This is a genomic window from Yersinia sp. J1 (assembly GCF_050586585.1).
Taxonomy (GTDB): Bacteria; Pseudomonadota; Gammaproteobacteria; order Enterobacterales; family Enterobacteriaceae; genus Yersinia; species Yersinia entomophaga.
Map to the genome: position 1 here is coordinate 1 of NZ_JBOBDP010000037.1, position 2,428 is coordinate 2,428.

Below are 2,428 nucleotides of genomic sequence, written 5' to 3' on the forward strand. Positions count from 1 at the left end.
CGAGAGGCCCTATGGGTATGTTCATAATCCGACGGGATGGATAGATCCTTTAGGGTTATCTACCTGTCCCAATACCGTTAAAGAAATCCCACGAGGGGATAACCCTTATCAAACTCGAATAGATCCAGCGATACCAGGGAGGCCAGATCCTGCATTCTCAATTGACACTCGTACATTTAATAGTGGGGTTGCTACATCAAAAGGTGGTATTAGAAATAGTCAAGAATTTTGGCAACAATGGACGAAATTACAGCCTGACTCACTAAGCAAGAGTAATTTATATAGAATACAAGAGTTGGGACTTTCACCGAAGATCGATAACACATGGATAAAAGCCTTCCCTGAGCATGTAAACTATAAAGGGGATACTATAATTCATCACCATGTTGACTTTGGCCCTTATGCAATTCCAGTTCCAGGGAGCACTCACGTTGGTAGTGGTGGTGTCTGGCATACAAAATAGTAGAGGTTATTATGCTATTAACTATTGAAGAGATAGAGTCCCAATTAGATAAAAAATTCTCACCGTTCGATGGTGAGATGGATGATTTAATTTTGACAAAAAGAAAATTTCCTATTAGCAACTTAGAATCCTCTGAAAAAACTTTGGATATTACTTTTCCAAGTGATTTTGTATCTTTTTTAAAGAAGTATGATATTGATAATTTCTCTCTTGGTAATGTAGCTTTTGGTTCTGGTGGTGACTATCTTGAAAAAATTATAGCTCTTAATGATAAGGATAACTTTAGTCATTGGTGGGTTGGTAATACTAGACCTAGGGGAGTTATTGTTATAGCATTGTCAGATCCATATGCGATCTTATTAAATACAAATGACTGTAAAATTTATGCTATAACGAGTGAGGAGAGAGCAAGTGATCGGGAGCCTATAGCGATAGATTTTAACAAATTTATCCGTGGGGTAGGTTCAGTCTTCTTGAAAGCATGTTCACGTAATGAGATAGAAATTTTGGTCGGTTCAAAAAATAGTGAGTTTTGGACGGTGATTTAAATATTAGTTTTCAGCCGTAAAGTTCCTCTCTGGATCTTTACGGCTATTTTTATGTGTTGTTACGCCAACATATTACCCTGTTGCACCCGAATCACCACCTTACCGGGCATCACGCTGATAGCCAGCGGTTGCCCGGTCAGGCCGCACTGCGTCAGCCAGTTCTCTGGCAGAGACAGCTTGCCGTTATCCCGTATCTAGTTCACGTAACCACAGCCAGCCAGAACCCGGTTTAAATTTCGCCGGCCAGCTTCTGGATGAAGAATCGGGGCTGCACTACAACCGCTTCCGCTACTACGACCCGCAGGCCTGCTGTTACTTAAGCCCGGACCCGATAGGGCTGATGGGGGGATATAACCCATATGCTTATGTACATAACCCGAATAATTGGATAGATCCGCTTGGGTTAGCAGCTTGTCCTCCAAGCATCAATGCCACGCATGTTTTCCATGGCGAAATTAACCGCCGAGGAGCTGGCGTTGGATTCCACCATGAAGGAAGTATCGGCCATCAGGGTAAAGCAAGGGTTACCCAAATTACTAACTCTGCTAATGCTCAGGGTGTCTATCAAGGGAAAGTAGAGATATTTAATTCAGCTACGGGTCAATGGGTAGCTAAAGGGCCGCAGTCAACATTCTTCCCGAAATCGTGGAATAGAGCTCAAGTGATGACCGAAATTAGAGGCGCTTATAATAATGGAACAGTACTACCTAATGGGAAGTGGTCAGGTATATCTCCAAGCGGTGTGAAAATAGAGGGATGGTTAAATTCCTCTGGAAATATAAACACTGCTTATCCAATATATTAATTGTTGAGGTGATATGAAGTTTTTATTTGATGATAAAGGATATCCATTTTTAGATATAGATTATGAATATCACGTGTTAGCAGATTTCTTATCTGGTGATATACAACGCAGTTTATTTGGTGTGAATGAGTATATAACCGCTTGTGATAATGTTGAGTCAGGAGTGATGGAATCATGGTCAGGGACAGGAAATGCCCATACTGTTACGATAAAAAAAGATGGTGTCAATATTTTCAATGAGTATTCTGAAGAGGAGTTAAATATAAACTCTATTGAAAAATTCAAAAGCTATCTTGAAAACTGGAAACAATTGCTTATCAGTCATGGAGTAACGGAGTAAAATTAAGCCGGAGAGAACTCTGCTCTTTCCGGTTGTTTTGTAGGATATTATACCAACTTATAATTTTTCTTAATTTTAATCACCACCTTGCCGGGCATCACGCTGATCGTCAGCGCTGCCCGGTCAGGCCGCACTGCGTCAACCAGTCCTCTGGCAGAGACAGATTGCCGTTATCCCGTATCTAGTTCACGCAACCACAGCCAGCCAGAACCCGGTATAAAATTCGCCGGCCAGCTTCTGGATGAAGAATCGGGGCTGCACTACAACCGCTT

At 41.6% G+C, this 2,428-nt stretch carries 4 protein-coding genes and 1 pseudogene; all 5 read left to right on the forward strand.

The window, feature by feature from the left end:
• A partial coding sequence (locus tag ACQ4OC_RS19380; protein WP_430971547.1) for a hypothetical protein occupies positions 1 to 463 on the forward strand: 463 nt, incomplete at its 5' end.
• 11 nt (positions 464 to 474) lie between these two features.
• Complete coding sequence (locus ACQ4OC_RS19385; protein WP_120806565.1) at positions 475 to 1,011, forward strand: SMI1/KNR4 family protein; 537 nt, start codon at positions 475 to 477, stop codon at positions 1,009 to 1,011.
• A 53-nt stretch (positions 1,012 to 1,064) separates the two neighbouring features.
• The gene (locus ACQ4OC_RS19390) at positions 1,065 to 1,244 is read left to right on the forward strand and encodes a hypothetical protein (RefSeq protein ID WP_430971548.1); all 180 of its coding nucleotides are present in this window, start codon (positions 1,065 to 1,067) and stop codon (positions 1,242 to 1,244) included.
• A pseudogene (locus ACQ4OC_RS19395) lies at positions 1,241 to 1,816 on the forward strand (EndoU domain-containing protein); the annotation flags it as partial. The gene ACQ4OC_RS19390 and the pseudogene ACQ4OC_RS19395, both read left to right, overlap by 4 nt.
• Before the next feature lie 13 nt (positions 1,817 to 1,829).
• A complete protein-coding gene (locus ACQ4OC_RS19400; protein WP_120807059.1) occupies positions 1,830 to 2,156 on the forward strand; it encodes a YacL family protein in 327 nt (108 codons plus the stop codon).
• Positions 2,157 to 2,428 lie beyond the last annotated feature (272 nt).

Bases quoted from the DNA above. Each gene is read 5' to 3' on its own strand.
- ACQ4OC_RS19385 (WP_120806565.1), top strand. From the start codon at position 475: ATGCTATTAACTATTGAAGAGATAGAGTCCCAATTAGATAAAAAATTC.
- ACQ4OC_RS19400 (WP_120807059.1), top strand. From the start codon at position 1,830: ATGAAGTTTTTATTTGATGATAAAGGATATCCATTTTTAGATATAGAT.